We start from the raw sequence: 25135 nt of genomic DNA on the forward strand, positions 1-25135 counted from the left end.
TGTTACTGACCAAAATCAAAACAAAAAAATCTGCTAGATACGCAATAAGTTTTAGAGCGCATTAGGCAAGACTGTATTTGTTGTGAAAAAGTAGCGAGGAGTTTGCAGCACATAGCTTTCGTGGCGCGTATAATACCATTGTCTCGGGAAAAGTGAGCAAGAAAACTGCATTTTTTTTAACTTTTTTTTCGTTTTTTAATAGTTTTTATCAATATTAAGGTCGAATTATTTCCAAACTGTAATTATCGAAGTCTTTACGGTCGACAGGAAGCACAAATTCAAATTTAAATGGGCTGTTTTGGGGAATACGTTGAATCTTGACCAAGCTTTCGATCAGGTATTCCTGAGGTTTTAAATTATAAGTCGCCAAGACCACACCCTGATCTTTAAGGTGGACTCTCAAATTTGGCATTTCCAGACTACGCTTATGGAAATTGATCAGTTCACCGCTAAACTGGGTTTTATCTGTAGCAATTGCTTTGGCTTTGACCTTATTGGTATTGATCAGATTGTAATGTTCTTCGAGATTGGAACAGTTGAACACTTCACAGATATTGTTAAAAGCCACACTCATCACATGACTATTCTTAATATAGTGTGGATTAAACCAGAAGAATTGAAATAAAAGTAAGCCAAATAAGAACAGGTTTAGGCTGGTCCAGCCTAAATAATAAAGCGGGCCTTTATTGTGCTGTTTATCAGCCTGATCATCCCAGTTCATGCTAGGGAGGATTGCAATCGGTTCGGTACTGAAATAATTCAGGTTGTTCAGATATGTTTTCAGATCAATATTTGAGTTTTCAACTTTTTCATCAAAGATGTTGAGTAAATAGTGCTGATCTGAAGAATTGGCTGAACAAGTAGATTCGGCGAGGCTTCTATTAATATAAGAAACATGACTTGGCGTATGGGTAAGGGCGACCGAATTCTGTGCTTCGGTCACCAGATGCGATAAAGCATTAAAGGTCGTACTACATTTTGGGCAGCAAACCATGCCTTGGGCAATGGTTAATTGCGCAACCGTAACTTTATAGGTTGTAGAGCAGGTCGGGCAGTGGGTTCGCTTGTCACTCATAAATGTTTTATAGACTCTTTAATTCTTATGGCGTTTCCCCGAAATACGGCACCAGTGTTCATCGCGTTTTTCTACTTCTAATATATCAAAATGTTTTGAGTAAATGCTAGTAACATCAGCAACTTGCTCTTCAATAACACCTGCGAGTGCGAACTCTGCCTCAGGTTTGACCAATTCTGCGAACTCAGGCTCAAGCATCATGAGTGGGCCAGCCAGAATATTAGCAACAAATACATCTGCTTTCTGCTCGCCAAGCTCTGCATTGAACTCCTCTGGTAAACCAACATAAAGTCGATCCAATACACCATTCAGTTCAGCATTCTGTTTGGTGGCCAAAACAGCTTGTGGGTCAATATCAGTTGCATACGCATATTTGGCACCGAGTAACAATGCAGCGACAGCCAGAATACCTGAACCACAGCCATAATCGATCACGATCTTGTCTTTTACATCAGTTTTACCCAACCATTGCAGGCAAAGGAAAGTAGATGCATGGTTACCTGTACCAAAAGCTAAACCTGGATCAAGCTTGATATTCACTGCATCTGCTTCAGGCGCTTCCATCCATTCTGGAACAATCCAGAATTTTTCAGAAATCTGGATTGGCTCGTAGGCATCCATCCAGGTGCGTTCCCAAGCTTGATCTTCCAGGAATTCATGGCGGATCGGTGCTTCAGGTAGTTGTGCGCGAATAAAGGTTTCCAAAGCAGCTACATCGATTTCTTCTTCGTCATCTTCTTGAGCATAGATGCCAGTCACGATCACTTTATTCCAGAGCGGTGTTTCACCTGGAAGTGGTTCCAGTAAATCCTGGTTTTCAGCATCATCCAGAGTGACACTTACGGCGCCCAGTGAGCTAAGTAATGTTTCAGTAAAATCTACCTGAGCTTGATCAACTGTAATATGAATTTGTAACCACTTCACAGAAATAACCTTTATACATTTTTTCAAAAAGCTATTGTAACGGAAGTTCAGCTTGAAGGTGTGATCTTCTTGAGACGGAGTCAAATAAAAAGGATGCTTACGCACCCTTTTTATGAAAACCGGTTAAAACGCATTTTCTTGAGTGGGAGAGATGGTAGGGCGTGCAGCTACTGGAGCAAAGCGATTCAGTAATAATCCAAAAATAGCCGCGAAGATATACATGAAGATGGAATAGACCGCAGCAGGCATGGCAACCACAGTGCTGGACATGACAGTAAGTGCAATAGTCATGGCGAGTGTGCTGTTATGAATACCGATCTCGAAGGCACTGGCACGTGCCTGAGCGGAATTGATATTCATCAGGCGTGGAACAAAATAGCCAATCATTAAGCTGAAGAGACAGAACAGGGCGGTTGCTAAACCCACCTGAGTCAGATATTCGGCAATATTGGCGCGTTCACTATAAATTGCTCCTGCAATAATCAGCACCAGAAAGAGGACTGCAAAAATGCGAAGAGGCTTATTCAGCTTTACAGTGAGTGCTGGGGCATAATGACGAATCAACATACCAATCGCGACTGGTATAATAATGATACCAAACACTTGCAGGATCTTTCCGAACTGCAAGCTGATCTGCTGACTGTCCTGCATAAAATGCATGATCGAGAAATTCATGATTAAAGGTAATGTAAATGCAGCAACCACCGAATTGATCGCAGTCAAGGTAATATTAAGCGCCAAATCACCTTTAAATAGATAGCTGAACAGATTTGCGGTGCTACCACCTGGCGATGCGGCCAGCAACATCAGACCAACAGCGAGTAAAGGTGGTAAAGCCAGAACTTTACATAGAATGAAAGCAATGCTTACCAGCAGAATTAATTGACAAAACAAGGCAACCAGCACTGCTTTAGGGTGCTGACTTACCCGCGCAAAATCTTTGAGTGTGAGTTCGAGTCCTAATCCCACCATGATGATGGCGAGTGCGAGGGGGAGGAATATTGTTATGATGTCAGAGTCCATCTGCATGCTCCTTATAGAAATTTATTTTAATAGTTTTACATTTTCTATAAAAAAGCATACAGCTTAAGCAGGCAATTGACTTAGAAAGTTACAAATCTGATAAACGACTCTTGGTACTATAGCTGAGTTTCTGCTGGCTGATCATAAAACCAAAAATCCCAGCAAAAACGTACATGACAATTGAATAAATACCCGCAGGGATGGCAATGGTGACATTATTCAGGGCAGAAATCGCAATTGTCATTGAAACAGTTGTGTTATGAATGCCGACTTCAAAGGTACAGGCACGTGCCATCTTGTCTGGAATATCCATTAATAAAGGCAGGCAATAACCGAGAAACAGGCTGGAAAAACATAATATAGAGGTAGCAATCCCAATGCTGGCAAAATATTCGATGATGTTAAAGCGCTCTTGGAAAATGGCATAGATCAAGAGCATGCTTAAAAAAGCGATAGATAGCAGCCGCATTGGCATATGTACAATATCTGAAAGCTTTGGAAATTTTGCCCGCATCAGCATGCCGATCACAACCGGAATAATCGTAATCAGAAAAACCTGAGCCATTTTTTCAAGCGGTAAGCCGATGCCGGTATCCTGTCCTATAAAATAGTACAGGGACAGGTTCATAATAAAAGGTAAGGTAAAAATAGAAATAATCGTATTGATGCCGGTTAACGTGATATTAAGCGCAACATCACCTTTATAAAGATAACTTAGCAGATTGGCAGTAGCTCCTCCTGGAGAGGCAGCCAGCAGCATCATGCCTACAGCAAGCAATGGCGGCAGATCAAGTACCAGACAGATTAAAAAGGTTAAACCGGTTAAAATTACCAGTTGTGAGAATAAGACAATAAAAATCACCTTAGGATAACGGCTAACATGTAGAAAATCCTTGATTGTTAACTGTAGCCCTAACCCCATCATTGTTATTGCCAAAGTAATCGGCAAAAACAAGCTAAAAAACCCCGAATCCATGAAGTTTCCTTTTTATTATTCATTTTTTAGGTATGTTTTGAGTTTAGCGTAGATGAATAAATAAGCAATATAAAAACGGGTAAAATTTATGCATTTTACCCGTTAAGTTTATGATTAAAAATATATTTAATCAGCTATATAGTGATTTACATCCCTGAGTGAGATGGGGTTTGAGGCTGAGTTTGCATTTGCGGTTGAGACTGCATATCTTGTTACATCCGTGGCTGAGACTGCATTTGTGACTGTGGACGTGGAGGGGTAAAGCCTAATGCACATTTACCATTGATCTGAGTGCCATTAATGGTTGCAGAAGTTTCGCCGCCTGAACTACAAGATGTATAAAGTTCGGGTTCATCGCCTTTGATATTGGTTGATGATGAAGGGAAGAACTGTTGCTGACAGGTACCATTCCAGATAATACCGCGGTAAGCAAAACTTACAGGAGCACCCTCTGATTTACCTTTACAAACTTGCTGGTATTTTTGGGCATTATAAACCTTCTCGACTTTATCATTTGCTGAGGCTGCAAATGGAGCGAAACATAGACCGCAGAGCGCTGTTGCTAGGAAAATATTCTTATTCATCATGTATACCTTTGTTTGTAATGTGACCACTTTATAGATTAAAAACTAATCAATATTAAACAATATGAGTCGGGTAACTTTTTGAGTTTAGATGTTTAATTTATATAGTAAGTCTGCAAAGTTTAATTACATTGCTTTATTGGCTGGCAGGGTAAATTCCGAAGGATAAATTCAAGTGATTTTGTCAACTTTGGAAGGAAGTTTGCTATAATGTTCAGCTATCCTTTTTCTATCTCTCTATTTACCACTATGCACTATCCTAAAGTATACGATGTCATTGTTATCGGTGGCGGTCACGCAGGTACGGAAGCAGCACTGGCTGCAGCACGTATGGGTCGACAGACATTACTCTTAACTCATAACATTGAGACTTTAGGGCAGATGAGCTGTAACCCGGCCATTGGCGGGATCGGTAAATCACATTTAGTGCGTGAAATTGATGCCTTGGGCGGTGCGATGGCACTGGCTGCCGATAAAGGTGGTATTCAATTCCGTATTCTGAATTCACGCAAAGGTGCAGCAGTTCGTGCAACTCGTGCGCAGGCTGACCGTGTACGTTATAAAGCGGCAATTCGTGAGACTTTAGAAAATCAAGCGAACCTAGATATCTTCCAGCAAGCAGCAGATGACCTGATTGTTGAAGGCGATACCGTGAAAGGTGTCGTGACCCAAATGGGTATTCGCTTTGATGCGAAAACTGTGGTGCTGACTGCGGGTACATTCTTAGGCGGTGTGATTCACATCGGTTTAAACAATGCTTCAGGTGGTCGTGCTGGTGATCCGCCGTCAATCTCTCTGGCGCACCGTTTACGTGAATTAAATTTACCTGTGGGTCGTTTAAAAACGGGTACGCCACCACGTATTGATGCGCGTTCAGTTGATTTCTCTGTAATGACTCCACAGCCGGGTGATTTCCCATCTCCGACCATGTCATTTATGGGTGATGTGTCTATGCACCCTGAACAGGTGAATTGCTATATTACACATACCAATGAACGTACTCATGAGATCATTCGCGGCGGTTTAGACCGTTCACCAATGTACACTGGTGTGATTGAGGGTGTAGGTCCACGTTACTGCCCATCGATTGAAGATAAAATTCATAAATTCGCGGATAAAGACTCACACCAAGTATTCCTTGAGCCTGAAGGCCTGGATACACATGAGCTTTATCCAAACGGTATTTCAACGTCTTTACCATTTGACGTGCAGTTTGAACTGGTACGCTCAATCCGTGGTATGGAAAATGCACATATTCTTCGTCCGGGTTATGCGATTGAATACGATTACTTTAACCCGCAAGCGTTGAAATTCACTTTGGAAACCAAAGCGATCAATAACCTGTACTTTGCTGGTCAGATCAACGGTACGACAGGTTATGAAGAAGCGGGTGCACAGGGGCTGCTTGCAGGCTTGAACGCAGCACGTCGCGCTTGGGATCAGGAGCAATGGACACCAAAACGTGATGAAGCATACATGGGCGTACTGGTTGATGACTTGATCACTTTAGGTACTAAAGAACCGTACCGTATGTTCACGTCTCGTGCGGAATACCGTTTGATGCTACGTGAAGACAATGCGGATCAACGTTTAACACCAATCGGCCGTGAAATGGGCTTAGTTGATGACGAACGTTGGGCAGCTTACTGTGAAAAAATGGAAGCTGTAGAGAAAGAAACAGGTCGTTTGCAACATCTTTGGGCTGCACCAAACAACCCAATGGGTAAAAAATTCGTTGAGATGACAGGTGCGGATCTTTCTAAAGAATGTTCTGCGATTGATTTGCTGAAACGTCCAAACATTACCTTTGCTCAAATTGCTGAATTGACTGGTTCTGAAGTTTCACCACAAGTGGGTGATCAGATTGAGATTGCAGTGAAATACGAAGGTTATATCAACCGTCAGCATCAAGAGGTTGCGCAAATGAAACGTCTGGAAGAAACTCGTATTCCTGCTGATTTTAATTACGATGTTGTTTCTGGTCTTTCTCGTGAAATTACCTTGAAGCTGAAAGACATTTGTCCTGAAACACTTGCTCAGGCAAGCCGCATTCCAGGTGTAACACCAGCAGCGGTTCAATTGGTGATGATCACCATCCGTAAGAATGCTCAAGCGAAAAAATCTGCATAAGATTTTGAAGTAAAAAACCCGCAGAGATGCGGGTTTTTTATTTTAAGTATTTCTTATGTCTACATAAAGATATGAAATTGGAATTTTAAAATTTTGTCTTAATGATTCTAGAAATTCTTTTTCATTAATGTGGAGGGGATCATCGATATCAAATATAGATACGATATTCATTTCTTTAACATTCTGATGTTGTAAAGTAAAAGAGTATTCTAGTAGTTGTCCTATAGATTGTCTTAGAGCATCTCGTAAATTTCGTGCAATTTTGATTTCATAGAGTATAAAGTTGTTTGATTTATCAAGAATTGCAATGTCTGCACGAGTATTGTTATCCAAATGATATTCAGAATATATTTTTAACTCTTTGAACTCTAATTCTAAATTTTTAATTAATAAATTATGCACTATGGAATGCATTTTTTGGAAAGTAGCTGCTTCTATTGTGTAAGAATTTCTATTAACGTATTCCTTTTGAGCAACAGTACTCAATTCCACTATAGTATCTTTGGTCTCTGTAGGAAATTTGGTGAAGTTTAATAAATTATAATAATTTGAGGTAACGGCTGGATTTTTGTGATGAAAGCTTAAAGGGGTATCCAAAAGATTAAGATCTTTTAATTTGTAGCGTATGTTAAAAAAATTTTCAGGATACGTATCTAATAATTGAGTATAGTCGATCCCTAATATTTTTAGTTGGTCAAATCTTTGTTTAAGCCATCCATTTTTTTCATAAATGGCATAAATTTCTTGTGATTTTAAAGTGTCTACAAGCTCAACTTGATTGATTGTGCCTAGCCACCATCTTTGATTATATTTTTTTTGATTTTCAATACAGTAGAGAGAAAGAGAGAACGTTGGCTCTGTCGCGCTAGATATACGACCTGCTGAGGCGGCTGGAATATAGCCATAAATATAGCCATCGATAATTTTGGAGAAGTCAAAATTCCATTCTTCGAAGCCAAAACCGTATATGCTTTCGAATGAGTTGGTATCTTTTGATTTTCCAATATTTCCCGAAGGGGCAATCCAATGATTTGAATTCCAGCAAATTCGAGTTACTTTATGAGGTAATTTTTTCATTGATTAAAAAATTATATTTATGTTAAGGGGTTTATATCAAGAAAATTAAAAAAATAGTATGCTTTTAGGATATATAATAAGAAATATGGATAAAATAATCATATTATGTTGATGAATATTTTAAGATGCCTTACCAACTTGTAGAACTCGATATTCAAGCCACCGATAACATTGCCTGCCCACATTGTCATCAAGACATTATTGACTGGCAGAAAGAACAATACGTGCAACCGTGCGAACATACCTTATTTATTGCCATGGATATCGGCTTTGAATACATTACCGATGAATTTGAGCAAACTATGCGAAAGACAGTGGATGAGCTGCATGCCAATGATGACATCGTCAACATGTTCGAAGAAATCACCACAAGTACTTATCCGAATTATCTGATTTTAAAATCTGATTTGGGTGCAGCAGGTTATTCGCGTTATATCGGTTTAACAGTGTAAGAATCTCATTACTATATATAAGCAATAAAAAAGCACCCTTGGGTGCTTTTTTAATTTCAGGCCTGGCCTTCGACTTCTTCTACTTCATCGTCATCCGCACTGTCCATACCGAGTTCTTTCAGCTTACGAGTGAGTGTATTACGTCCCCAACCTAATAGTTCGGCTGCATGACGCTTACGACCACGGGTTTGTTGTAGGGCAGCATTGATCAGAGTGCGTTCAAACATTGGTGTGGCCACATCTAATAGCTTCATTTCGCCGTTTTTCAGTTTCTGGATCGCCCATTGACCTAATAATTCATCCCAGTGATGCGGTGCAATTTGATTCAGGTTGGGAATTGGAGTGCCCGGATCCTGCTGCTGAATTGGAATTTGCTTTAATTCAGGTGGTAGATCTTCTGGATAAACTTCACGGCCTGTGATCATCACAGTTAGCCAGCGACAGGTATTTTCAAGCTGACGCACGTTCCCTTGCCAAGGCAGCTTTTGCATATATTCCTGAGTTTCAGGACGCAAGATTTTAGGATTTACACCCAGTTCTTTACCTGCACGCGCCAGGAAGTGCTGTGCCAGCATCGGAATATCTTCAGAGCGATGCGCCAGTTTAGGAATATGAATACGAATCACGTTTAGACGGTGATATAAGTCTTCACGGAAGCGACCATCATGTACCAGCTTTTCCAGATCCTGATGCGTTGCTGCCACAATACGTACATCAACTTTAACTGGAATGTGACCACCAACGCGATAGAATTCACCATCAGCTAGGACACGTAACAAACGCGTTTGTGTTTCAAAAGGCATGTCGCCAATTTCATCCAGGAACAGCGTACCGCCGTTGGCCTGTTCAAAACGGCCTTGACGTTGAGTATTGGCACCGGTAAAAGCGCCTTTTTCATGACCAAACAATTCAGTCTCAATCAGGTCTTTCGGAATCGCGGCCATGTTCAGCGCAATAAACGGTTTATTGCTACGAGGTGAATGGCGGTGTAGCGCATGCGCGACCAGTTCTTTACCTGTGCCGGATTCACCATTAATCAGCACGGTAATATGGGACTGAGACAAACGACCAATGGCACGGAAGACTTCCTGCATTGCTGGCGATTCACCAATGATCTCAGTTGACTGAATCGTTGGTGCAGATTTGGCAGATTCTTGCTGCTGTAATTTGGTGATATGTAAAATCGCACGATTGACCAGTGCCAACGCTTCATCAATATCAAATGGTTTTGGCAGGTATTCAAAAGCACCCGTTTGATAACTGGATACCGCTGATTCCAGATCTGAATGCGCCGTCATAATAATAACCGGCAGATCAGGATTGGTATTCTTGACCTTGCCTAAAAAGGTCAAACCATCAATACCCGGCATACGGATATCGGTCAGGATCACATCAGGTGCATCGACACCCAATTGATCAAGTGCTGACTGGGCTTCTTCAAAACTGGTGACGTCGAAACCTTCTTCTTTGAATGTTTTTTCTAGTACCCAACGCATGGCACGATCGTCATCAATCACCCATATTTTATTTCGCGACATGATCTGACTCCCAAGGTAAAAATAAGCTAAATACGGTTTTTCCTGGAACTGACTGGCATTCAATCATTCCGTTATGTTGATGCATAATATTTTGAGCAATGCTAAGACCTAGTCCGGTTCCTTTGGCACGGCTGGTCACAAGCGGGTAGAACACGGCTTCGATAATATCGTCTGGAACACCCGGACCATTATCTTCAATGTCAATTCGAACCACAGATCGGTGAATTACACCACTAATGGTATAAAGACGCTGAATCCGGGTTCTTAAAATAAGTTCCGGTTGATGCTCGATAAAGAAGTCTTTATTTTCTGTCATCGCCTGAACGGCATTGACACAGATATTTAGCATAACCTGAATGAGCTGATCGCGGTCTGCCAAAACTTCCGGCAGGGACAGGTCATAGTCCCGGGTGATTTTAATTTTCTTTTTAGTCTGATTTACAATCAGTGAGCGGACGCGTTCTAAGGGTTCATGCACATTGACCATTTCATAGCTTGGTAACTGGCGTGAACCGAGCATGCTATCTGCCAGATTTCTCAGGCGATCCACTTCACTAATAATAATGTCAGTGAACTCTTTATATTTTGGATCTTCAAGGCTACGTGCCAGAAGCTGTGTTGCACCGCGGATGCCACCGAGTGGATTCTTGATCTCATGTGCCACGCCACGAATCAACTGACGCGCGACCTGGTGCTGTTGAATATAGTTTTCTTCACGTGAGATTTTCAGCATACGGTCACGCTGATTCAGCTCGATCAGCAATAAAGGATGATTTGGCTTGCCCGCATTGAGCAGGGAAACCGTATAGTCCACATGAATGTCTTTAAAGTTGACGATGATCGTCGCCTCACGGCGAGTGTAAGGTTGGCCAGTATGCAACGTGTTATATAGAGATTCTTCAGTATTGAATTCATCTGTTGGCGCTTGCAGAATATTTAACACGGGCGTGCCTGATGCGCGTAACAGGCTGACATCAAACATAGCCTCGCAGGCCGTATTTAAGTAATAAATATTCAGGTGACTATCAACCAGCATAATGGCAGTGGTCAGGTTGTCCACCAAAAGGCGATAATCGATGGAATGAGGCTGATCCATTAGCGGTGGTTTTCCTGTATTAAAATGGCGCAATGGCATCTTCATAAAGCAAAATAACAATTTCAAAGTTCAGATTTGAGGCAAATTAAGCAAGATGCACGCCAACTTTAGAACTCTTGTTAAAATTTTGCTGAAAAATGCACGAAATCTGACGGGGATGCCCAATCAAACTCAGGTATAACGGATTAAATTGAGGCTGTAAACCTAAAATGATTCATTTTGGTGCATTAGCTTTTATATTGAATATTTTATGGCGTTATTTTAGTGCGTGATGCAAAGAGTGGCCATTTCAACTATTTTTATGATGCGAAAAGACATACAATACGCGCATTCTAGTGGAGCGCAGATTCATGAAGTCCCCCAAAGTCGGTTTTGTATCTTTAGGCTGTCCTAAGGCATTGGTAGATTCTGAACGAATTTTAACTCAGTTAAAGACTGAAGGTTATGATGTCGCATCGGATTATGACGGTGCTGATTTAGTAGTAGTAAATACCTGTGGTTTTATTGAATCTGCAGTACAAGAGTCTTTAGATGCCATCGGTGAAGCGATGAGCGCGAATGGTCGTGTCATCGTAACAGGTTGTCTAGGAAAAGACGAAGATAAAATTCGCCAAATGCACCCGAATGTCCTGAAGGTGACGGGTGCAGCAGCATATGAAGAAGTGATGGATGCGGTACATGAATATGTCCCTGAACCGCCAAAACACAATCCATTTATTGATCTGGTGCCTGAGCAGGGTATCCGTTTAACCCCTAAACATTATGCATACCTGAAAATTTCGGAAGGCTGTAACCATCGTTGTACCTTCTGCATCATTCCAAGTATGCGTGGTGATCTGGTATCTCGTCCAGTCGGTTCTGTGCTTGAAGAAGCTGCAGCACTGAAACGTTCAGGTGTCAAAGAAGTACTCGTGATCTCCCAAGATACTTCTGCTTATGGCGTCGACACCAAATACAAACTGGATTTCTGGAACGGCCAGCCAGTTAAAACCAAATTCTATGACATGTGTGAAGCATTGGGTCAATTGGGCATCTGGGTGCGTCTGCACTATGTCTATCCATATCCACACGTAGATGCCGTGATTGATTTGATGGCTCAAGGCAAAATCCTGCCTTATCTGGATATTCCATTCCAGCATGCTAGCCCAAGAATCCTGAAGCTGATGAAACGACCTGCTCACAGTGAAAATACACTGGAGCGTTTAAAAGTTTGGCGTGAGAAATGTCCTGACCTAGTCATCCGTTCTACATTTGTGGTGGGTTTCCCGGGCGAAACTGAAGAAGATTTCCAGATGCTTCTGGACTGGCTGAAAGAAGCACAACTGGATCGCGTGGGCTGTTTTACTTACTCACCAGTTGAAGGTGCGACGGCGAATGATCTTCCAGACCATGTGCCGGAAGAGATCAAGCAGGAGCGTTATGAACGTTTCATGCAGGTTCAGCAGGAAATTTCAGCAGCGAAGCTACAAAAACGTATTGGCCAGAAAATGACGGTGCTAGTCGATGACCTGGAAGAAGAATTCCCGGTTGCTGTAGCGCGCTCATATGCGGATGCGCCTGAAATTGATGGTAATGTTTTTGTTGAAGATATCGACAAAAGTGTGATTAAGGCAGGGGATTTGCTTGAAGTCGAAATCACTGATGCAGATGAATATGATTTATTTGCCAAACTGATCTCAATCAAGTCTGCTTAAGATTTTGAATTAAAAGAATTTAGATTAAATAATTTGGAGTTTGATGATGTTGGATTCTAAAAAGCCACGATTTGGTCGCATCCTGCTAAAGCTATCTGGTGAAGCACTGGCAGGAAACAAGGACATGGGTATCGATGCACAAGTGCTCGATCAGATGTCACTTTCTATTGCGCATCTCGTGGGTTTGGGTGTACAAGTCGGTATCGTGGTGGGCGGCGGTAACCTGTACCGTGGTAGCCAGTTGCAAAAAGACGGTCTTGTTGGTCGTGTAACCGGTGACCAGATGGGTATGTTGGCGACTGTCATGAACGGTCTGGCATTACGTGATGCTTTGGTACGCCGTAATATCAAAACCCGTTTGATGTCTGCATTACCGATTGGTGCAGTGGTTGAATCTTATTCTAGCCGTGATGCGATTCGTCATCTGACTCAAGGTGAAGTGTGCGTATTTGTTGCGGGTACAGGTAATCCGTTCTTTACTACGGATACAGCAGCTTGTTTGCGTGGTATCGAGATTGAATCTGACCTGATCCTGAAAGCTACTAAGGTTGATGGCGTTTACAACAAAGATCCAAGCAAATACGAAGATGCCGTGAAATACGATACCTTGACATTTGATCAGGTGCTGGACGAGAAGTTGGGCGTCATGGATTTAACTGCGATCTGCTTATGTCGTGACCACAATGTGCCACTTCAAGTATTTGACATGAACAAATCTGGCGCATTGCTTTCAGTGGTGATGGGTGAAAAAGAAGGAACTCACGTCACCAATTAATGACGTGAGCTACAAAGCCCTTTATACTACCTCCTAATTTAGTAAATACATCTTTTAAGAATTAAGTAAGGAAGATCATATGATTAACGATCTTAAAAAAGACGCAGAAGAGCGTATGAACAAGTCTCTTGACTCGTTAGAACATGGTTTCGCAAAAGTTCGTACCGGACGTGCGCATCCATCAATTTTGAACGGCGTCATGGTTCCTTACTACGGCTCTGATGTGCCATTGAATCAGGTTGCAAACGTAGGCGTGGAAGATTCACGTACATTGCTGGTTCAACCATTTGAACGTTCAATGGTTGCTGCGATTGATAAGGCGATCCGTGAGTCTGATCTTGGTTTGAACCCGATTACTGCTGACGCGATCCGTGTACCAATGGCAGCGTTGACTGAAGAAACCCGTCGTGACATGCAGAAAGTTGCACGAAACGAAGCTGAAAATGCCAAAGTCGCGATTCGTAACATCCGTCGTGATGTATTGGGTGACATCAAAGCATTGTTGAAAGAAAAAGAAATTTCTGAAGATGATGAACGTCGTGCATCTGACGAAATTCAGAAAATCACAGACAAATTTGTTGCTGAAGTTGACAAGCGCTTGGCTGCGAAAGAAGCTGAATTGATGAAGGTTTAATTCATCAATGACCGCTTCTGAAGAAAATTCCCGTCTTCCAAAACATGTTGCCATCATCATGGATGGCAACAATCGTTTTGCCAAAAAAAATCAGATGCAGAAAGGCGATGGACACCGTGAAGGAAAAACGGTTCTAGACCCGATTGTTGAACATTGTAGAAAAAGAAATATCCAGGCTTTAACGGTCTTTGCATTCTCTAGCGAAAACTGGAACCGTCCCCAATATGAGGTCGACTTGCTCATGAAGTTGTTGGAAGACACGATTCATGAACAGTTACCACGTATGCAAAAATTTAATATTGCTTTACGTTTTATTGGTGATCGGTCGCGTTTATCTCCTGAATTGCAAGCATTGATGTTGCAAGCAGAACAAAGGACTGCTAATTTCGATAGTATGACGCTTACCATTGCAATCAGCTATGGTGGAATGTGGGACATGGCACAAGCTGCGAAGCAGATTGCTGCGGATGTTTTAATAAATAAATTAGATCTTGAAGCAATTGATACTGATGTGTTCGGTCAATATGTCAGTTTGAGTGACTTGCCGCCTGTTGATCTGCTGATTCGTACCGGTGGAGATTTCCGCCTGTCCAATTTCCTGCTCTGGCAGGCAGCATATGCAGAGCTGTATTTTACTGAGACCTTATGGCCAGAATTTACCGTAGAGGAATTCGATGATGCACTTGCTGTATTTGGTGGGCGCGAACGTCGTTTTGGTAAAACATCAGAGCAGATTCTTCAAGAAAGACTTGAGAATTAATACACATGTTTGAGCGGATTATAACCGCATTGGTGCTGGTTGCAGTCGTACTGAGCTGTATGTTTGCGACCAAATCACAATATCCAATGTTCGCATTGATGGTTGTGGCTGCCGGGGTGGCAGGCTATGAGTGGTTTAAACTCATGCCGCGAAAATGTAAAAATGTTATCAAGCCAGTGGCGTGGGGCTATGGTCTACTGACTGCAGCCCTATCTGCACTGGCTTTATACTATTGGGATGTGGCCTTATTATTGTGGTCGGCATCTATTCTGACCTGGTTGCTGAGTATCTACTGGGTTAAAACCTATCCTGATTATGATGGCTGGTACAATGTCAGCTTGCATGGCATCGGGATTGTACTGGTTTCTGCTGCTGTTACGGCAATCTTCTCGGTTTGGTTAAACTCCCCATGGTGGTTAATGTACCTGTTCCTGCTGGTTTGGGGTGCAGACAGTGGCGCTTACTTTGTTGGACGCAAATTCGGCAAGAAAAAACTCGCACCAAATGTCAGCCCAAACAAGTCGGTAGAAGGTCTATACGGTGGTATTCTTACCTCCATGCTCATCGTGGTTGCCGTCGCTTCACTTTATCTGGATATGACCTGGCCAGAGCTATGTCTGTTCCTGATTCTTTCTGTTATTACCGTATTTAGTTCAGTGCTAGGTGACCTGTTTGAATCCATGATCAAGCGTCGTGCTGGAATCAAGGATTCGGGCCGTATTTTGCCGGGTCATGGTGGTGTACTAGATCGTATTGATTCTTTGCTTGCTGCAGCTCCTATCTTTGCAACAGGCATATATGTTTTAAAACTTATTGGCGTAGATTTATAAATGTCACAAGCTGTTTGTATACTGGGTGCTACAGGTTCAATTGGTCAAAGTACTTTAAAAATTTTGCAGCAACATCCTGAAGCTTACTCGGTTTTCGCTGTGACAGCGCAAAGTCGTATTACTGAGCTGGCAGAAATCTGTCAGCAGTACCGTCCTAAAGTGGCTGTAGTGCCTGCAAATAAAGTTGATGAGCTTTCTCAGCTGCTACAAGTACAGGGCTTATCAGATATCGAAATTCTTCAGGACGAAGCAGGCTTAATTTCAGTCGCAGAGTATGCGGATGTTGATATCGTGATGGCAGCAATTGTCGGGGCGGCGGGCCTGCTTCCTACATTGGCTGCAGTCAAAGCGGGTAAGCGTGTCCTATTGGCCAATAAAGAAGCCTTGGTCATGTCCGGCGACATCATGATGCAAGCTGCGCGAGATTATGGTGCATTATTATTGCCAGTCGACTCTGAACATAATGCGATTTTCCAGTGCCTGCCTCAAAACTACTTTGATGCCGAACGTAATGGTCAACCTAAGCTCGGTGTTCATCAGATTTTACTGACTGCTTCTGGCGGTCCATTCCTGAATCATTCTCTTGAGCAATTGCATGATGTGACGCCTGCTCAAGCCTGCAAACATCCAAACTGGTCAATGGGGCAAAAGATTTCTGTAGATTCAGCTACTTTAATGAATAAAGGGCTGGAACTTATCGAAGCGTGTCATTTGTTTGCAGTTCAAGAACAATTTGTTACAGTTGTTGTCCATCCACAGAGTATTATTCATTCCATGGTGCAATATGTGGACGGGTCGACATTGGCACAAATGGGTAACCCGGATATGGGCACGCCAATTGCACATGCTTTGGCATGGCCACAACGGATCAGTACCCATATCCCGGCTCTGGATTTGTTTAAGCATTCACAGCTGAATTTCCAGGAACCGGATGTGGTGCGTTTTCCGGCACTGAAATTAGCACGTCAAGCCATGAAGAGTGGTGGAATTGCGCCTACAATTTTGAATGCGGCCAATGAAATTGCAGTTGCTGCATTTTTAAATCAGCAAATCAGATTTACCCAAATTCCTCAGGTGGTTGAAACTGTCCTGAATCAGATGGACAATCAACCAGCACATGATCTGGATACTATTCTGCATGCAGATCACACAGCACGAGGTTTATCACAGCAATATGTTGTGAATAAAGGAAGTTAAGACATGAACGCCTTGTTTATTATTGCAGCCGCAATCCTATTACTCGGTCCCTTAATTGCGATTCACGAGTTTGGTCACTACATTGTGGCACGTAAACTGGGCGTTAAAGTACTGGTCTATTCCATTGGTTTTGGGCCAACCCTCCTAAAATGGACTTCTAAAAAATCCGGTATCCAATATCAGCTTTCAGCTTTGCCTTTGGGTGGCTATGTCAAAATGCTAGACGAGCGTGAAGGCAGTGTGGCAGAAGAAGACTTGCCTAAAGCCTTTAACCGTCAGCATCCCTGGAAACGTATTGCCATCGTTGCTGCGGGTCCTCTCATTAACCTGCTTTTAGCCGTTGTCCTGTTTTGGGTGCTTTTTTTACCTGCACAAGAACAGCTTAATACTCGCGTAGGCAAGGTCTTACCAAACACACCGGCAGCCGCAGTACAGATGCAGCCGGGTGACAAGATTGTCGCTGTAGATGGTGCGCAAGTCGAAACTTGGGAAAAACTGAGTTATGCCTTGGTGGATCGTGTGGGTGAAACTGGTGTGGTCTCGATTCAGGCAGACCGTGCGGGTGAAAACAAGATATTCCAGTTACCAATTCAAGACTTTCTTAAAGATCAAAGTCAGTCACCTCTTGATACACTAGGTTTCTTGCCATATCGTCCGGAAATTCCGGCTGTGGTGAGCAAACTGAGTGAAGATGGTGCAGCCATTCGTCAGGGTCTTAAAGAAGGCGATAAGATTCTGGCCATTGATGGTGTACAGATGAAAGACTGGTTCGATGTGGTACAGGTTGTACAGGCATCACCAGAAAAATTACTTAAGATAGATGTATTGCGTGGTAACCAGGTGGTACATCTTCAAGTCATGCCGCAAGGCAAACGTGACAATATGGGGAATGTAACCGGTATGCTCGGAGTTCAAAGTGATCCGGGCAAGGTGACAATTCCTGCTGAATATAAACAGACGATTCACTATACGCCTGTTGAGGCGATGGTGATGGCCTTTGACAAGACAGCACATCTGTCTTCAATGATTTTGAACTCGATCGTCAAAATGGTACGTGGTCTGATTGGTCTGGATAATCTTTCTGGCCCGATTACCATTGCCAAAGTGGCGGGACAAAGCGCGGAAATGGGTTGGAAAACTTTTATTTCCTTTATGGCGCTAATGAGTGTAAGTTTAGGGATATTAAACTTATTGCCAATCCCAATGCTTGATGGCGGACATCTGGTTTATTATTTTATCGAATTAATTCGTGGTAAACCTGTTTCTGAACAAATACAATTGGTTGGATTAAAAATTGGTATGGTACTGCTCGGCAGTATGATGCTTTTGGCATTATTTAATGACTTTATGCGTTTATAATAACGTAAATGGAATAATTAACAGCGGAAAAGACTGGCATGCAGCACACACATTTATTTATGCCTTTGGCACTCGTTAGTGCAATGGCAGTAGCACAACAAGTATATGCGGCAGAAGACTTCATTGTACAAGATATAAAATTTGATGGATTGGTACGTTTAACTCCAGAAAATGTGTACGGCTTGGTGCCAATCAACAGTGGTGACCGGGTGAATGATCCGATCATTGCCAATGCGATTCGTAGCTTGTATGCATCTGGACTATTTGATGACATTAAAGCCGTTCAGCAGGGCAATACCTTGGTATTCCAGGTGGTAGAACGTCCGGTAATTTCAAAAATCGAGCTGAAAGGCAATAAGCTGATTCCGAAGGAAGCGCTGGAAGAAGGCCTGAAAAAAATGGGTCTGGCTGAAGGTGAGGTACTGAAGAAATCTGCACTGCAAACAGTCGAAACCGAGCTGGAACAGCAATATATGCAGCAAGGTCGTTATGATGCCGATATTACGGTAACAACGACACCGCGACCAAACAACCGTGTTGAAGTGCTGATCGATTTTGTTGAAGGTAAAGCCGCTAAAGTTTTTGATATCAATATTATAGGCAATACTGTCTTTAAAGAATCAGATATCAAACAGGCATTCGCTGTTAAAGAAAGTGGCTGGAGCTCGGTCATCTCGCGTAATGACCGTTATGCACGTGAAAAAATGGCTGCGAGCCTGGAAGCCTTACGTGCGATGTATCTGAACCGTGGTTACATCAACTTCAATATTACCAATTCAAGTCTGAACCTGAGTGAAGATAAAAAGAATGTCTTTATTGAAGTTTCAGTCAATGAAGGCGAACAGTTTAAGTTTGGACAAACCAAATTCCTGGGTGATGCGCTTTATAAACCTGAAGAGCTACAAGCTTTGCAGTTGTATAAAGAAGGCGACACCTACTCTCAGGAACGAGTGAATGCGGTTAAACAGTTATTGTTACGTAAATATGGTAATGCTGGCTATTATTATGCTGAAGTAAATGTTGTACCTCAAATCAATAATGAAACTAAACAGGTTGATCTGAACTACTATATTAATCCAGGTCAACAAGTGACTGTACGTCGGATCAATTTCACAGGTAATTCTAAAACTGCCGATGAGGTATTGCGTCGTGAAATGCGCCAGATGGAAAGTGCACTGGCAAGCAATGAGAAGATTGATCTGTCTAAAGTACGTTTAGAACGTACTGGTTTCTTCAAAACAGTTGATATCAAACCTGTTCGTATTCCAGGATCACCAGATCAAATTGATTTGAATGTGGCAGTTGAAGAGCAGCATTCAGGTACAAGTACTCTAGCTGTTGGTTTCTCGCAAAGCGGTGGTGTAACGTTCCAGGCTGGATTAAGTCAGACTAACTTCCTGGGTACAGGGAACAGCGTTTCGATTGATCTGTCACGTTCTGAAACTCAAGATTATTATAACTTGAGTGTAATGGACCCGTACTTCACGATTGATGGTGTACGTCGCGGCTATAATATGTACTACCGTAAAACCAAGCTGGATGATGACTATAACGTAAACAACTATGTTACAGACAGCTTGGGTGGTGGTATCAACTTTGGTTATCCAATTGATGAGAACCAGAGTATAAGCCTGGGTCTGAATATAGACCAGACTGAAGTGACCACAGGGCCATATGTATCTACATATGTGGCTGACTATTTGGAACGTAATGGTGGTAAAGAAACCAAGCGTGGTGACTTCTGTCCAGGTCAGGTTGAATCTGCAACAGGCAACTGTGTAGATGCAAATGGTGCTCCACTTGATACTATTTCATATGGTCAAGAGTTTAAGGGTGATTTCTTGACCTATAACCTGAATCTGGGTTGGTCTTATAATACTTTGAACCGTCCAATGTTCCCGACCACAGGTATGTCACATCGTGTCAATGCAGAAATTGCTTTGCCAGGTAGCGATGTGGAATATCAAAAGCTCACTTATGACGCTCAGGCTTTCTTCCCATTAGGCAAAGATTTTGTTCTGCGTGGATATGGTAAGTTGGGCTATGGTAATGACTTGCCTTTCTATAAGAACTTCTATGCCGGTGGTTATGGTTCAGTACGTGGTTATGAAAACAGTACCTTAGGTCCTAAATATCCAGGCGTATATTTCTCTGACATCGGCCGGACTGATCCATCCCCAGAAGAAGTGGGCGGTAATGCTTTAGTTCAGTTTGGTACTGAGTTGGTTCTGCCTGTTCCATTTAAGGGAGATTGGGCGCGTCAGGTTCGTCCGGTACTCTTTGCTGAAGGTGCTCAAGTATTTGATACTCAGTGTGATGTATCTAATGATAATATTTTCGTGAATGGCAGCTCGGTGAGTGGTAAACAGTACTGTAAAGATAACTTTGGTTTCGATGCAGGCAATATGCGTTATAGCGTAGGTGCTGGTTTCACCTGGATTACCATGATTGGTCCATTATCACTGAGCTATGCATACCCGTTGAATGATAAAGACGGTGATGAAACTCAAAATGTTCAGTTCGAAATTGGACGTACTTTCTAAGAAGACTTTGATCTTAAATACAAATTTTGCTCATGAAACCATCAGGTTTTGTGAGCAAAATTTTTTGAATGGGTAAAAACATGAAAAAAATGATGATGGCAATGGGTATTGCTTTAGCGGGTTTAACTTCATTGTCACATGCGGATGATTATGGGATCGTTGATCTGGAAAAAGTAGTACAAAACAGTACTTATTTAAAGCAGCAAAATGCCACTCTGGAAAATGAAATCAAGCCGCAAACTGCCCAGATTGCACAGTTTCAAAAAGACCTTGCTGCAATCAAGCAAAAAGGCCAGACTGCAAAAACACAGGCAGAACGTGAAAAAATAGCTAAAGAATTTGAAGGGAAAGCGACTCAACTGGCAGGTGTACAGCAACAGGTACAGGCAACTGTACAAACGCGCATGCAAAGTGTAAATAAGGCTTTTGAAGGGAATTTGAAGCGTGCTGCTGAACAATTGCGCCAAGAAAACAAGCTAGATGTGGTTTTAAATAAAAATTCCGTACTTGCTTATGACGCGAAGTATGATTTAACTGATAAAATGATTCAAAAGGTTAATGCAATTAAATAATCGATGAATCATCAAAAACTTCAGTTAGCTGACCTCGCTCGTCTTGTCCAAGGTGAGTATGTAGGTCAGGCGGATTTATGTTTGAGAGGTTTGGCAAGTCTTGAAAATGCAACCTCTCATGACCTTGCATTTGTCAATGCAGATAAATATCTGGAACAGGCAGCTCAGAGTAAGGCAGGTGCTTTAATTGTGACTGCTGAATTAAAAGAGCAGCTAATTTCCCAGCAGAACTTCATTGTCGTTGCCAATCCTTATCTGGCTTTTGCAATTCTGACTCACGTTTTTGAGAAAAAGCATACGACTCAGGGAATTGAAAGTACCGCACAAATTCATCCATCTGCCATCATTGCTGACAGCGCCTATATTGGCCATTATGCCGTCATTGGTGAGAATTGTGTGGTGGGTGAAAATACCATTATCCAGTCACACGTTCAGATTGACGACCAGGTTGAAATTGGTCGGGACTGTTTTATTGATGCACATGTGACTTTAACAGGTGCTACAAAAATTGGTAATCGTGTTCGTATCCATGCCAATACCGTGATTGGTAGTGAAGGTTTTGGTTTCGCACCTTATCAAGGTAAATGGCATCGGATTGCCCAGTTGGGTTCAGTCCGTATTGCAGATGATGTCCGGATCGGCTCAAACTGTAGTATTGACCGGGGTGCACTGGATGACACAATTCTGGAACAAGGTGTCATTATTGATAATCTTGTGCAAATCGCCCATAACGTCAAGATTGGTGAAAATACTGCGATTGCAGCCAAATGCGGGATTGCCGGTAGTACCACGATTGGCAAAAACTGTATTCTCGCGGGGGCCTGTGGGGTAGCAGGACACCTACATATCACCGATAATGTGACCTTGACAGGAATGTCAATGGTGACAAATAACATTACTGAAGAAGGTACTTATTCTTCAGGCATGGGATTGTTGCCAAATCAGCAATGGAAACGCACAGTGGTTCGCTTAAGACAATTAGCAGATGTGCCATTGACCCAGTTGGTAAAACGATTGGATCATATGCAATCTCAAATTGAGTCCATTGAATCAACATTTAAGTTGCGTAAATAATTATGATGACAGAGTCGAATTTGCCTACATTCACGAAGCCTGAATTGCCAATGAATATTCAAAAGATTCGTGAATATTTGCCCCATCGCTATCCATTTCTGCTGGTAGATCGCGTTGTCGATATTACCGAAAATGGCATTGTTGGTTATAAAAACGTCTCAATTAATGAAGAGTTTCTGCAAGGCCATTTTCCGAACTATCCAATCATGCCAGGCGTATTGATTGTCGAGGCATTAGCACAGATCTCAGGTATCCTTGGTTTTGTCATGAATAATGAAACTCCAAAAGAAGGTTCATTATTCCTTTTTGCTGGCGCTGAAAAGGTTCGATTTAAAAAACAAGTGGTTGCTGGCGACCAATTAGTACTTAAATCTGAATTAGTGATGCAAAAACGTGGCATTTATAAATATAATTGTATTGCCACAGTAGATGGCATTGTCGCAACAACCGCGGAAATTATGGTTTCCCATCTGAAAGTCGAGCAGGCATGAGCAATAATCCCCTAATTCATCCAACTGCCATCATTGACGCATCTGCAGTAATTGCTGCAGATGTACAGATTGGCCCTTATTGTATTATTGGGCCAAATGTCACGATTGGTGCTGGTACCAAACTGCATTCACATGTCGTGGTAGGTGGTTTCACACGTATTGGTGAACATAATGAAATTTTTCAGTTCGCCAGTGTTGGTGAAGTCTGCCAAGATCTGAAATATGCAGGTGAGGAAACCTGGCTGGAAATTGGTGATTATAATAAGATTCGTGAACACTGCAGTCTGCACCGTGGTACGGTTCAGGACAAAGGTATTACCAAGATTGGCAGTCATAACCTGTTAATGGTAAATACGCATATTGCACATGACTGTATGGTTGGTGATCATAACATTTTTGCAAATAATGTCGGTGTGGCGGGTCACGTACACGTAGGCGATTATGTCGTGATTGGTGGTAACTCAGGTATTCACCAGTTCTGTAAAATTGACTCTTACAGCATGATTGGTGGTGCTTCACTGATTCTGAAAGATGTTCCTGCCTATGTGATGGTATCGGGTAACCCGGCCCATGCATTTGCCATGAATATTGAAGGCATGCGTCGTAAAGGCTGGTCAAAAGACGTGATTAATGGTTTACGTGAATCCTTTAAGCTGATTTATAAATCTGGCTTAACGACTCAGGAAGCTATTGAGAAAATCCGTAACGAGATTCTTCCAGAAGTTTCTGAAGCCCAACGTCTGATTGATTCACTTGAACAATCAAAGCGTGGCATTGTGCGTTAAGTTATAGAAGTGAAGTTGGAATTAAAAAAGACACCTGCATGGTGTCTTTTTTATTTTGAGGCTTTATATTTTACTTAAGAAATTTAACTTCTTCAGCTTTCGGATAGTTCTTGAGTAGTTTCGCTTTATATTGCGAAGCAAGAGTAGCATTCTTTTCTACATCCTTACTAATATTATAAAGCTGATAAACGGCAGTAGAGGCTTTTGCAGAATTCGGATAGCGGTCAACCACAATCAGATAATTCTTCTTTGCTTCATTAAAATTCGGTGGATCAATGGACAGGTTGAATTCGGCTAACCAGAAGTGAGCATTGCTGATATAGACGCTATTTGGGTTATTCTTGATGAAATTCTGCATGGGCGCAATGGCTTTAGCTGCACCACCATTTTTATAGGCATCCAGTGCAATAGTATAAGCCGCTTTTTCCTGCTCACTCGACTGTTGCGTTGTGGATGTCTGATTAGTCGCTACTGGAGCATTAGAGCTTAAACTGGGAGAAATATCCTGTTGGTTATCCTCCGCGGGAGTATCTTCAGCAGGTTCAATTTTTTGCTGCAACAGTTCAAGACGTTGATCCAGATCGGCATAGCGGTTGGTTAATTCGCTTTTTAATCTCTCGATCTCATTTTCTTGTTCTTCGATTTTTCCACGTAAACTGCGTAGATCATTTTCAAGCTGCTGGTTTTTTTGCATGAGCTGCCAACTGGTATTGGTCTGAGGTGCATCTGCACCTGTAGCAATGGCAGATTGAGAGCTGATATTATTTGATTGAGCACCTTGGCTGAGTCCACGTGATTCGATAGGAATCGCAGCAAAAAGAGAGGTTGTACAGAGTGCAGTGAGGGCACACAATACCTGTTTCTTAAACATCATATAAGTTCCATGATTTTTGGCGAGATTATGTATCCGCAGCTCATTTATTCTAAAAGAGATAACCCGTTTAATAGCTTCACATTTAAAACGGCATTTTTAGAAATTGCAACAAGGTTTTACAAAGATCATGTGAATTTCGATATTCATGAATTAATTGTGAAGAATATTAAAAAACCAGCATCTTGGGGCATATTGTTTTTAAAATAATCAAACGGATAGCTTATGCCGAAAATTTGAAATACAGCCCTTGCAACTTCAGTAAAAATCTCTATACTCTGTTTCTGTAATGGTAGCCCTGCCGGTTACTTCGCAATTGTACTCTATGAACCCCGCCAGGACCGGAAGGTAGCAACGGTAGTAGATCTATGATGTGCCGGAGCTTTGCTGGTAGGGTTGCCACCAGATTTATAATTATAAAATTTCTCTATTCTCTCTTTATTTTTAAATCTTAATCTTCATTATTTTCCCTTTCTTTAATGTTTACTTTTAAATTTCTATCTAATGCCACTTCCTTGGATACTTGAATTGTTTGGAACATTAAAATTCAATCATGAAAATAGATTATCTTAATTTGAGCTTTTGAAAGCTTTTTGCTGTTTGAGATTAATTGTAATAAGGGAAACTATTTAAGCAGGATGGCAAAGAGGAAAATAAAAAATAGCCTAAGCATAT

Annotated in this window: 23 protein-coding genes and 1 other RNA gene; 15 read left to right on the forward strand and 9 right to left on the reverse strand. The window is 41.9% G+C overall.

What is annotated here, in order from left to right; all coding sequences use genetic code 11:
- Nucleotides 1-214: 214 nt before the first annotated feature.
- From B3J29_RS08055 to B3J29_RS08075, 5 genes are all read right to left on the reverse strand, one after another.
- Nucleotides 215-1075: a DUF3426 domain-containing protein gene (locus tag B3J29_RS08055; RefSeq protein ID WP_005235262.1), complete on the reverse strand. Its 861-nt coding sequence runs from the start codon at nucleotides 1073-1075 to the stop codon at nucleotides 215-217.
- An 18-nt stretch (nucleotides 1076-1093) separates the two neighbouring features.
- Nucleotides 1094-1999: a 50S ribosomal protein L11 methyltransferase gene (gene prmA / locus B3J29_RS08060; RefSeq protein WP_034170373.1), complete on the reverse strand. Its 906-nt coding sequence runs from the start codon at nucleotides 1997-1999 to the stop codon at nucleotides 1094-1096.
- A 123-nt stretch (nucleotides 2000-2122) separates the two neighbouring features.
- Entirely contained in the window at nucleotides 2123-3022 is a 900-nt protein-coding gene (locus tag B3J29_RS08065; protein ID WP_175967430.1) for a bile acid:sodium symporter family protein, read from the reverse strand.
- 88 nt (nucleotides 3023-3110) lie between these two features.
- Nucleotides 3111-3998: a bile acid:sodium symporter family protein gene (locus B3J29_RS08070; RefSeq protein ID WP_286964949.1), complete on the reverse strand. Its 888-nt coding sequence runs from the start codon at nucleotides 3996-3998 to the stop codon at nucleotides 3111-3113.
- A 212-nt stretch (nucleotides 3999-4210) separates the two neighbouring features.
- Nucleotides 4211-4582, reverse strand: a complete 372-nt coding sequence (locus B3J29_RS08075) for a hypothetical protein (RefSeq protein WP_175967433.1) — start codon at nucleotides 4580-4582, stop codon at nucleotides 4211-4213.
- Nucleotides 4583-4831: 249 nt separating this feature from the next.
- Between B3J29_RS08075 and mnmG the strand changes: the two genes are divergently transcribed.
- Nucleotides 4832-6712: a tRNA uridine-5-carboxymethylaminomethyl(34) synthesis enzyme MnmG gene (gene mnmG / locus B3J29_RS08080; RefSeq protein WP_175968209.1), complete on the forward strand. Its 1881-nt coding sequence runs from the start codon at nucleotides 4832-4834 to the stop codon at nucleotides 6710-6712.
- 42 nt (nucleotides 6713-6754) lie between these two features.
- Here mnmG and B3J29_RS08085 read toward each other — a convergent pair whose 3' ends face one another.
- Entirely contained in the window at nucleotides 6755-7789 is a 1035-nt protein-coding gene (locus tag B3J29_RS08085) for a hypothetical protein (protein ID WP_175967435.1), read from the reverse strand.
- 125 nt (nucleotides 7790-7914) lie between these two features.
- Between B3J29_RS08085 and B3J29_RS08090 the strand changes: the two genes are divergently transcribed.
- The gene (locus tag B3J29_RS08090) at nucleotides 7915-8241 is read left to right on the forward strand and encodes a hypothetical protein (protein ID WP_175967437.1); all 327 of its coding nucleotides are present in this window, start codon (nucleotides 7915-7917) and stop codon (nucleotides 8239-8241) included.
- A gap of 56 nt (nucleotides 8242-8297) precedes the next feature.
- On the opposite strand, the gene glnG is transcribed toward B3J29_RS08090, so the two are convergent.
- Together glnG and glnL are read right to left on the reverse strand one after the other, a co-directional pair.
- Nucleotides 8298-9779: a nitrogen regulation protein NR(I) gene (glnG, locus tag B3J29_RS08095; protein ID WP_175967439.1), complete on the reverse strand. Its 1482-nt coding sequence runs from the start codon at nucleotides 9777-9779 to the stop codon at nucleotides 8298-8300.
- On the reverse strand, nucleotides 9766-10875 hold the full coding sequence (gene glnL / locus B3J29_RS08100) for a nitrogen regulation protein NR(II) (protein ID WP_166136571.1): 1110 nt from the start codon (nucleotides 10873-10875) through the stop codon (nucleotides 9766-9768). The genes glnG and glnL overlap by 14 nt, the downstream gene beginning before the upstream one ends.
- Nucleotides 10876-11225: 350 nt before the next feature.
- On the opposite strand from glnL, the gene rimO reads away from it, so the two are divergent.
- The 12 genes from rimO (at nucleotide 11226) to lpxA (ending at nucleotide 23589) form a co-directional block, all read left to right on the forward strand.
- A complete protein-coding gene (gene rimO / locus B3J29_RS08105) occupies nucleotides 11226-12569 on the forward strand; it encodes a 30S ribosomal protein S12 methylthiotransferase RimO (RefSeq protein WP_004786172.1) in 1344 nt (447 codons plus the stop codon).
- Between the two features lie 46 nt (nucleotides 12570-12615).
- On the forward strand, nucleotides 12616-13344 hold the full coding sequence (gene pyrH, locus B3J29_RS08110; protein ID WP_004786170.1) for a UMP kinase: 729 nt from the start codon (nucleotides 12616-12618) through the stop codon (nucleotides 13342-13344).
- A gap of 79 nt (nucleotides 13345-13423) precedes the next feature.
- Nucleotides 13424-13978, forward strand: coding sequence for a ribosome recycling factor (gene frr / locus B3J29_RS08115; protein WP_005235283.1), 555 nt, complete (start codon nucleotides 13424-13426; stop codon nucleotides 13976-13978).
- A 7-nt stretch (nucleotides 13979-13985) separates the two neighbouring features.
- The gene (gene uppS, locus B3J29_RS08120) at nucleotides 13986-14738 is read left to right on the forward strand and encodes a polyprenyl diphosphate synthase (protein ID WP_005235285.1); all 753 of its coding nucleotides are present in this window, start codon (nucleotides 13986-13988) and stop codon (nucleotides 14736-14738) included.
- A 5-nt stretch (nucleotides 14739-14743) separates the two neighbouring features.
- A complete protein-coding gene (locus tag B3J29_RS08125; RefSeq protein ID WP_004786167.1) occupies nucleotides 14744-15568 on the forward strand; it encodes a phosphatidate cytidylyltransferase in 825 nt (274 codons plus the stop codon).
- Entirely contained in the window at nucleotides 15569-16765 is a 1197-nt protein-coding gene (gene ispC, locus B3J29_RS08130; RefSeq protein WP_005235287.1) for a 1-deoxy-D-xylulose-5-phosphate reductoisomerase, read from the forward strand. It begins immediately after the preceding gene.
- A 3-nt stretch (nucleotides 16766-16768) separates the two neighbouring features.
- Nucleotides 16769-18124 (forward strand): RIP metalloprotease RseP, encoded by a 1356-nt coding sequence (rseP, locus tag B3J29_RS08135; protein WP_005235289.1) that lies wholly within the window; start codon nucleotides 16769-16771, stop codon nucleotides 18122-18124.
- Between the two features lie 83 nt (nucleotides 18125-18207).
- Complete coding sequence (gene bamA / locus B3J29_RS08140; protein WP_414632201.1) at nucleotides 18208-20667, forward strand: outer membrane protein assembly factor BamA; 2460 nt, start codon at nucleotides 18208-18210, stop codon at nucleotides 20665-20667.
- Between the two features lie 80 nt (nucleotides 20668-20747).
- Nucleotides 20748-21239 carry an OmpH family outer membrane protein gene (locus B3J29_RS08145; protein WP_034581159.1) on the forward strand — a complete coding sequence of 164 codons (492 nt, stop codon included), beginning with the start codon at nucleotides 20748-20750 and terminating at the stop codon, nucleotides 21237-21239.
- A gap of 3 nt (nucleotides 21240-21242) precedes the next feature.
- Nucleotides 21243-22313: a UDP-3-O-(3-hydroxymyristoyl)glucosamine N-acyltransferase gene (lpxD, locus tag B3J29_RS08150; RefSeq protein ID WP_005235295.1), complete on the forward strand. Its 1071-nt coding sequence runs from the start codon at nucleotides 21243-21245 to the stop codon at nucleotides 22311-22313.
- 5 nt (nucleotides 22314-22318) lie between these two features.
- On the forward strand, nucleotides 22319-22804 hold the full coding sequence (gene fabZ / locus B3J29_RS08155) for a 3-hydroxyacyl-ACP dehydratase FabZ (protein WP_171064833.1): 486 nt from the start codon (nucleotides 22319-22321) through the stop codon (nucleotides 22802-22804).
- Nucleotides 22801-23589, forward strand: coding sequence for an acyl-ACP--UDP-N-acetylglucosamine O-acyltransferase (gene lpxA, locus B3J29_RS08160; protein WP_005235299.1), 789 nt, complete (start codon nucleotides 22801-22803; stop codon nucleotides 23587-23589). The genes fabZ and lpxA overlap by 4 nt, the downstream gene beginning before the upstream one ends.
- A 70-nt stretch (nucleotides 23590-23659) precedes the next feature.
- Here lpxA and B3J29_RS08165 read toward each other — a convergent pair whose 3' ends face one another.
- Nucleotides 23660-24463, reverse strand: a complete 804-nt coding sequence (locus tag B3J29_RS08165; RefSeq protein ID WP_286964952.1) for a YbgF trimerization domain-containing protein — start codon at nucleotides 24461-24463, stop codon at nucleotides 23660-23662.
- 296 nt (nucleotides 24464-24759) lie between these two features.
- Between B3J29_RS08165 and ffs the strand changes: the two genes are divergently transcribed.
- Nucleotides 24760-24856: signal recognition particle sRNA small type (gene ffs / locus B3J29_RS08170), an RNA gene on the forward strand.
- Nucleotides 24857-25135: the final 279 nt, after the last annotated feature.

It is taken from the genome of Acinetobacter sp. UBA5984, from assembly GCF_002429925.1.
GTDB lineage: Bacteria > Pseudomonadota > Gammaproteobacteria > Pseudomonadales > Moraxellaceae > Acinetobacter > Acinetobacter variabilis.

What these genes read in the sequence shown, in the direction of transcription:
- B3J29_RS08090 (WP_175967437.1), top strand. Translation starts at nt 7,915, where the DNA reads ATGCCTTACCAACTTGTAGAACTCGATATTCAAGCCACCGATAACATT.
- ispC (WP_005235287.1), top strand. Translation starts at nt 15,569, where the DNA reads ATGTCACAAGCTGTTTGTATACTGGGTGCTACAGGTTCAATTGGTCAA.
- lpxA (WP_005235299.1), top strand. Translation starts at nt 22,801, where the DNA reads ATGAGCAATAATCCCCTAATTCATCCAACTGCCATCATTGACGCATCT.
- B3J29_RS08065 (WP_175967430.1), bottom strand. Translation starts at nt 3,022, where the DNA reads ATGGACTCTGACATCATAACAATATTCCTCCCCCTCGCACTCGCCATC.
- B3J29_RS08145 (WP_034581159.1), top strand. Translation starts at nt 20,748, where the DNA reads ATGAAAAAAATGATGATGGCAATGGGTATTGCTTTAGCGGGTTTAACT.
- rimO (WP_004786172.1), top strand. Translation starts at nt 11,226, where the DNA reads ATGAAGTCCCCCAAAGTCGGTTTTGTATCTTTAGGCTGTCCTAAGGCA.
- B3J29_RS08070 (WP_286964949.1), bottom strand. Translation starts at nt 3,998, where the DNA reads ATGGATTCGGGGTTTTTTAGCTTGTTTTTGCCGATTACTTTGGCAATA.
- pyrH (WP_004786170.1), top strand. Translation starts at nt 12,616, where the DNA reads ATGTTGGATTCTAAAAAGCCACGATTTGGTCGCATCCTGCTAAAGCTA.
- B3J29_RS08125 (WP_004786167.1), top strand. Translation starts at nt 14,744, where the DNA reads ATGTTTGAGCGGATTATAACCGCATTGGTGCTGGTTGCAGTCGTACTG.
- B3J29_RS08085 (WP_175967435.1), bottom strand. Translation starts at nt 7,789, where the DNA reads ATGAAAAAATTACCTCATAAAGTAACTCGAATTTGCTGGAATTCAAAT.
- B3J29_RS08055 (WP_005235262.1), bottom strand. Translation starts at nt 1,075, where the DNA reads ATGAGTGACAAGCGAACCCACTGCCCGACCTGCTCTACAACCTATAAA.
- uppS (WP_005235285.1), top strand. Translation starts at nt 13,986, where the DNA reads ATGACCGCTTCTGAAGAAAATTCCCGTCTTCCAAAACATGTTGCCATC.
- glnL (WP_166136571.1), bottom strand. Translation starts at nt 10,875, where the DNA reads ATGGATCAGCCTCATTCCATCGATTATCGCCTTTTGGTGGACAACCTG.
- bamA (WP_414632201.1), top strand. Translation starts at nt 18,208, where the DNA reads ATGGCAGTAGCACAACAAGTATATGCGGCAGAAGACTTCATTGTACAA.
- frr (WP_005235283.1), top strand. Translation starts at nt 13,424, where the DNA reads ATGATTAACGATCTTAAAAAAGACGCAGAAGAGCGTATGAACAAGTCT.
- glnG (WP_175967439.1), bottom strand. Translation starts at nt 9,779, where the DNA reads ATGTCGCGAAATAAAATATGGGTGATTGATGACGATCGTGCCATGCGT.
- fabZ (WP_171064833.1), top strand. Translation starts at nt 22,319, where the DNA reads ATGACAGAGTCGAATTTGCCTACATTCACGAAGCCTGAATTGCCAATG.
- rseP (WP_005235289.1), top strand. Translation starts at nt 16,769, where the DNA reads ATGAACGCCTTGTTTATTATTGCAGCCGCAATCCTATTACTCGGTCCC.
- B3J29_RS08165 (WP_286964952.1), bottom strand. Translation starts at nt 24,463, where the DNA reads ATGATGTTTAAGAAACAGGTATTGTGTGCCCTCACTGCACTCTGTACA.
- B3J29_RS08075 (WP_175967433.1), bottom strand. Translation starts at nt 4,582, where the DNA reads ATGAATAAGAATATTTTCCTAGCAACAGCGCTCTGCGGTCTATGTTTC.
- lpxD (WP_005235295.1), top strand. Translation starts at nt 21,243, where the DNA reads ATGAATCATCAAAAACTTCAGTTAGCTGACCTCGCTCGTCTTGTCCAA.
- mnmG (WP_175968209.1), top strand. Translation starts at nt 4,832, where the DNA reads ATGCACTATCCTAAAGTATACGATGTCATTGTTATCGGTGGCGGTCAC.